Annotated in this window: 7 protein-coding genes; 3 read left to right on the top strand and 4 right to left on the bottom strand. The window is 70.9% G+C overall.

The genetic code is table 11. The features are described from left to right. Positions 1 to 563 (bottom strand): PAS domain-containing protein (locus JF597_RS00530; protein WP_293986597.1); only part of this gene is annotated, 563 nt, incomplete at its 3' end. A gap of 167 nt (positions 564 to 730) precedes the next feature. Between JF597_RS00530 and JF597_RS00525 the strand changes: the two genes are divergently transcribed. Beyond that, entirely contained in the window at positions 731 to 1,426 is a 696-nt protein-coding gene (locus JF597_RS00525; RefSeq protein ID WP_293986595.1) for an NAD(P)-binding domain-containing protein, read from the top strand. Positions 1,427 to 1,669: 243 nt separating this feature from the next. Here the strand turns inward: JF597_RS00525 and JF597_RS00520 are convergent, their stop codons facing one another. Genes JF597_RS00520 through JF597_RS00510 form a run of 3 tightly spaced genes read right to left on the bottom strand, consistent with a single transcriptional unit; the run spans position 1,670 to position 3,231 of the window. Continuing rightward, positions 1,670 to 2,083, bottom strand: coding sequence for an arsenate reductase ArsC (locus JF597_RS00520; RefSeq protein WP_293986593.1), 414 nt, complete (start codon positions 2,081 to 2,083; stop codon positions 1,670 to 1,672). A 33-nt stretch (positions 2,084 to 2,116) separates the two neighbouring features. Then, the gene (locus tag JF597_RS00515; protein WP_293986591.1) at positions 2,117 to 2,860 is read right to left on the bottom strand and encodes an MIP/aquaporin family protein; all 744 of its coding nucleotides are present in this window, start codon (positions 2,858 to 2,860) and stop codon (positions 2,117 to 2,119) included. Then, positions 2,857 to 3,231, bottom strand: a complete 375-nt coding sequence (locus JF597_RS00510) for a metalloregulator ArsR/SmtB family transcription factor (protein ID WP_079140646.1) — start codon at positions 3,229 to 3,231, stop codon at positions 2,857 to 2,859. Before JF597_RS00510 ends, JF597_RS00515 begins: the two co-directional genes overlap by 4 nt. A 76-nt stretch (positions 3,232 to 3,307) precedes the next feature. Between JF597_RS00510 and arsM the strand changes: the two genes are divergently transcribed. Further along, a complete protein-coding gene (gene arsM / locus JF597_RS00505; RefSeq protein ID WP_293986588.1) occupies positions 3,308 to 4,180 on the top strand; it encodes an arsenite methyltransferase in 873 nt (290 codons plus the stop codon). Between the two features lie 446 nt (positions 4,181 to 4,626). Then, the coding region (locus JF597_RS00500) for a DUF899 family protein (RefSeq protein WP_293986586.1) at positions 4,627 to 4,880 on the top strand (254 nt) is incomplete at its 3' end.

The raw sequence follows: 4,880 nt of genomic DNA, 5'->3' as shown, positions 1-4,880 counted from the left end.
GGCAGCAGGGCCTCCTGCAGAGCCAGGGCGACCTCGCGTTCGCGGGCGTGCGCCTTGCGCAGGCGTTCGTTGACCTCCTGGAGCTCCCGGGCGCGGGTGTACAGCTCGGCCTCCAGCACACGTGCCCGGCTGTCGCTGCCCGGTCCGCCGCGGGCGCGAATGAGTTCGGTGACCTCCTCCACCCGGTGCACGAGCAGTTTCACCTTCCCGTCGGTGCCGATGACGGGCGCGTTGACCGGGCTCCAGAAGTGCTCCTGCCAGTGGCCGGGCCGCTGGGGCTCCTCGATGTCGTAGCGGAGCACAGCCATCGTGTCGCGCTCCCCGGTGGCCACCGAGCGCAGCATCGACTCCCGCGTCTCCCGCATCCCGGAGGCGGCCGAATCATTGGGGTTCTCGGGGAAGACGTCGAAGATGTAGTGGCCAAGCAACTGCTCGCGGGCGCGACCGGTGAGCCGTAGGAAGTCGTCGTTGACGTCGACGTACACCAGCTCGGGCGTCAGCAACGCCACCATGCCGGGCAGAGCCCGGAAGACCGCCGCGTAATCGATGTGCGGTTTCCTCATGTGCAGCCTGCCTCGACACGAGCCATCATGATGTGATTTTCCACGATAGATGGGAACGGGGAGCCGTATCGACAGCTACCGTCATCACGCGACGCGAACGACTCGGTTGGTTTTCTCATGGGCGCGGCCTCAGGCCGATCGCCCGAGACCCGGAAGGACCCACTCGCATGCGTTACGCAGTCCTCGGAACCGGCATCGTCGGCCGGACGCTGGCCGGCAAGCTCGCCTCTCTCGGTCACGACGTCGTCATCGGCACCCGCGATCCCGGGGCCACTCTCGCCCGCACCGAACCCGACGGCATGGGCAACCCGCCGTTCGCCCACTGGCACGCAGAGCACGGCCAGGTGCGTCTGGAGACCTTCGAGAAGGCGGCGGCCTTCGGCGAGACGGTCGTCAACACCACCGCGGGCGAGCGCAGCCTCGATGCCCTGCAAGCGGCCGGTGCACCCCGTCTGAGCGGCAAGGTCCTCATCGATGTCGCCAACCCGCTGGGCTTCACCGCCGGGAAACCGACGCTTGATCCGGTCAACACCGACAGCCTCGGCGAGCGCATCCAGCGGGCCTTTCCCGACGCGAAGGTCGTCAAGACCCTCAACACCATGAACTGTTTCGTCATGGTGGAGCCGGCTCGCGTGGCAGGGGAGCACACCGTGTTCGTCAGCGGTGACGACACCGGGGCCAAGAAGGCCGTCACGGCACTGCTGGGCTCCTTCGGCTGGCCCGAAGCGAGCGTCATCGACCTGGGCGACATCACCACCGCGCGTGGCGTCGAGATGCTCCTGCCGATCTGGCTGCATCTGTACGGCACGCTCGGCCACGGCGACTTCAACTTCCACATCCAGGGGGCCCGGCCCGGCGGCTGATCCCGGGTCCACGGATCCGGCGTGGGCCGTTGAGCAGGGCTTCAAGCCGCAGGGGTGCGGGCGGGCGGCCCGAGTGTGAAGGGTCCGCTGCCTGGCTGCGCCATGTGAGGTACCCAGGACCGGGCGGCTCGCCCGAGTTCGGCGAACGGCTCGTGGGCCGGTTCGGGCGGGCGCGGCCGGCAGCCGGCCGTCGTGCTCAGGGGTATGGCACCGTCGCGGTGTCGGGCGGTGGTGCCCGGGCCGTCAGCGGGGCGCCACCTCCGAGATCAGGTCCCGTACGCGGGTTTCGATCGCGTCGCGGATGGGGCGTACGGCCTCGACTCCCTGTCCGGCCGGGTCGTCGAGCTGCCAGTCGAGGTACCGCTTGCCGGGGAAGACGGGGCAGGCGTCGCCGCATCCCATGGTGATCACGACGTCGGACGCCTGGACGGCCTCGGTCGTGAGGACCTTGGGGGTCTGGGCGGAGATGTCGATGCCGGCCTCGCCCATCGCCTCGACCACGGCCGGGTTGACGGCGTCGGCGGGGGCCGAGCCGGCGGAGCGGACCTCGATGCGGTCGCCCGCGAGATGGGCGAGGAAGGCGGCTGCCATCTGGGAACGGCCTGCGTTGTGGACGCAGACGAACAGCACCGACGGGCGCGGGGCGGGAGTGCTCATGGTGGGTGGTCCTTCTGGAAGCGCGGGGTGTGGTCAGGAGGTGGCGGGCTCGGGCTCGCCGCTCGGGACGCCGACCTCGCGGCGTGCGGGTGCGGGAGCGGTGTCCGAGCCGTGGATCGCGGCCACCGCGCCGAGTCCGACCACGGCGCCGAGCAACTGGGCGGCGACGAACGGGGCCACGGAGGGGGGCGCGATCCCGGCGAAGGTGTCGGTGAAGGCCCGGCCGATGGTCACCGCGGGGTTCGCGAAGGAGGTGGAGGAGGTGAACCAGTAGGCGGCGCCGATGTAGGAGGCCACCGCGCCCGGAGCGAGCGCGGCGCGTCCGATCCGGCTGAGGCCGAAGACCAGCAGGATCAGCCCGGCGGTGGCGACGACCTCGCCCAGCCACAGGTGGCCGGCCCACCGGTCGTGGGTCGAGAACTTCACCAGCGGCTCGGCGAACATCGCGTCGGCCAGGATCGCTCCACAGATCGCACCCCCGGTCTGGGCGGTCGTGTAGGCGGCGACGTCCCGCAGCGTGAGACCGTCCGGGCCGCGGCGGCCGGTGAACCAGGCGGCGACGGTGACGACGGGGTTGAAATGCGCGCCGGAGACCGGGCCGAACAGGGCGATCAGGACGCCCAGTCCGAAGACGGTGGCGAGGGAGTTGGCGAGCAGCTGCACACCGACGTCGTGAGACAGCTCGACGGCCTGGATGCCGGAGCCGACCACCACCGTCACCAGCAGCCCGGTGCCGATCGCCTCGGCGGCGGCGCGGCGGCCGAGCGGCGCGCTCACGCGCCGGCTCCGACGGGCTGCGCAGTGGTGAGGAACGCGCCGAGCCTGTCCAGGACGCCGGGCAGCACCCAGTAGTAGACCCAGGTGCCGCGCCGCTCGCAGTCGATGAGTCCGGCCTGGCGCAGCAGCTTGAGGTGGTGGGAGATCGTGGGCTGGGACAGGTCGAAGGCCGGGGTCAGCTCGCACACACAGACCTCGCCGCCCTGTCCGCGCGAGGCGATCATCGACATCAGGCGCAGCCGGACCGGGTCGCCCAGGGCCTTGAACACCTTCGCCAGCTCGGCCGCCTGGTCCTCCTCCAGCGGCGCGGCGGACAGGCCCGGGCAGCAGGCGGCCTCCTGGCCGATCACCTCAAGCTCTTGTTTCGACATTCCTCTATGTTGACGTCTTTCGATTCAAGGCGCAAGCTTGCATCGATGAACGTCAATGCAAGCAGGAGGAGAGGCCATGAGTGAGCAGTCCATCGACCTGCGTGAGACCGTCCGGCAGCGGTATGCGGCCGCGGCCGTGCAGGTGACCGAGGGTGGCAGCGCCTGTTGTGGGCCCGAGCCGGTCGAGGTCGACGAGAACTTCGGCTCCACCCTGTACGCCGCGGACGAGCGCGACACGCTGCCGGCCGAGGCCGTCGCCGCCTCCCTCGGCTGCGGCAATCCGACCGCCGTGGCCGAACTGCGCGAGGGTGAGCGTGTCCTCGACCTCGGTTCCGGCGGCGGCATCGACGTCCTGCTCTCCGCTCGCCGCGTCGGGCCGACGGGCAAGGCGTACGGGCTGGACATGACCGAGGAGATGCTCGCCCTCGCTCTGGCCAACACGGCGAAGGCGGGCGCCACCAACGTGGAGTTCCTCAAGGGCACCATCGAGGCGATCCCGCTGCCCGCGGACACGATCGACGTCGTGATCTCGAACTGCGTGATCAACCTGTCGGTCGACAAGTCCGCCGTCTTCGCCGAGACCTTCCGCGTCCTCAGGCCCGGCGGCCGCATCGGAGTCTCCGACGTCGTCGCCGACGACGCCCTCACCACCGAACAGCGGGCGGAACGGGGGGACTACGTCGGCTGCATCGCGGGAGCGCTGTCCTTCGCCGAGTACCGCGCGGGCCTGGCGGCCGCCGGCTTCACCGGCATCGAGATCGTCCCGACCCACCAGGTCGCCGACGGCATGCACTCCGCCATCGTCCGCGCCACCAAGCCCATCGCCGGCGCGACGGACGACTCCTGCTGCGGCGTCACCGCCTGCTGCACACCGTCCGAGCAGCCGGCCGACCCGTCCGTCACCGCCAGCGAGGCCAAGAGCGCCGCGGGATGCGCCTGCCGGAACTGACCCCAACCTGACCTGGACCTGTTGCCGTGCAGGGCGCCCGCCATTCGGTACGGGAAGCGTCCGACCCTGCCGAGTCCGCCCCGCACGGGCGGGTTCCCGGGCTCGGTCTGTTCAGCTCGTCTCTGCCTCGGATGCGCCCCGTCCGGGAATGCGGCCGACACAGCCACGTTCGGCAGCACCGCAGGTGCCGGTACGAGAGAGTGCTCGACGTCCACGAGCCGGGCCGGTAGCACCACGGCCGACCGGCCCCAGGGTCGGCGGCGGGACCCGGTCGGGCCCGGGGGTGTGGTCGGCGGGCGACGGCTGTACGCCCCGTCCTGCGTCGGCGCGGCGAGCATGGTCACGGTTCGTTCGCGGCGATGAGTTCCGGCCGGGTCGGGAGTCTGTTCCGGAGAACGTCGTAGAAAGCCGTACGACGCTGCCGTACGACACTTCACGGAGGACCCATGACCACCACGCCGGACGACCCGAGCACCGCGCTCTCCGACCGTCCGCCCGTTGTCGACCTGGCCACCTGGCAGAGCGCCCGTGACGAGCTTCTGGTCCGCGAGAAGGCCCACACCCGCGAGGGCGACGCCATCGCCGCGGCCCGCCGCCGGCTGCCGATGGTGGAGTTCGACGGGACGGTCGAGGTCGTCGGCCCCGACGGCCCGGTGCCGTTCCTGCACCTCTTCCAGGGGCGCGACGAGCTCGTGGTCTA

Origin of the sequence: Streptomyces sp. (assembly GCF_019510245.1) — a bacterium.
Classification (GTDB): Bacteria; Actinomycetota; Actinomycetes; order Streptomycetales; family Streptomycetaceae; genus Streptomyces.
This window is presented reverse-complemented; position numbering and strand designations above follow the sequence as displayed.

Excerpts from the sequence above, each read along its gene's own strand:
- arsM (WP_293986588.1), top strand. The coding sequence starts at position 3,308 with ATGAGTGAGCAGTCCATCGACCTGCGTGAGACCGTCCGGCAGCGGTAT.
- JF597_RS00525 (WP_293986595.1), top strand. The coding sequence starts at position 731 with ATGCGTTACGCAGTCCTCGGAACCGGCATCGTCGGCCGGACGCTGGCC.
- JF597_RS00510 (WP_079140646.1), bottom strand. The coding sequence starts at position 3,231 with ATGTCGAAACAAGAGCTTGAGGTGATCGGCCAGGAGGCCGCCTGCTGC.
- JF597_RS00520 (WP_293986593.1), bottom strand. The coding sequence starts at position 2,083 with ATGAGCACTCCCGCCCCGCGCCCGTCGGTGCTGTTCGTCTGCGTCCAC.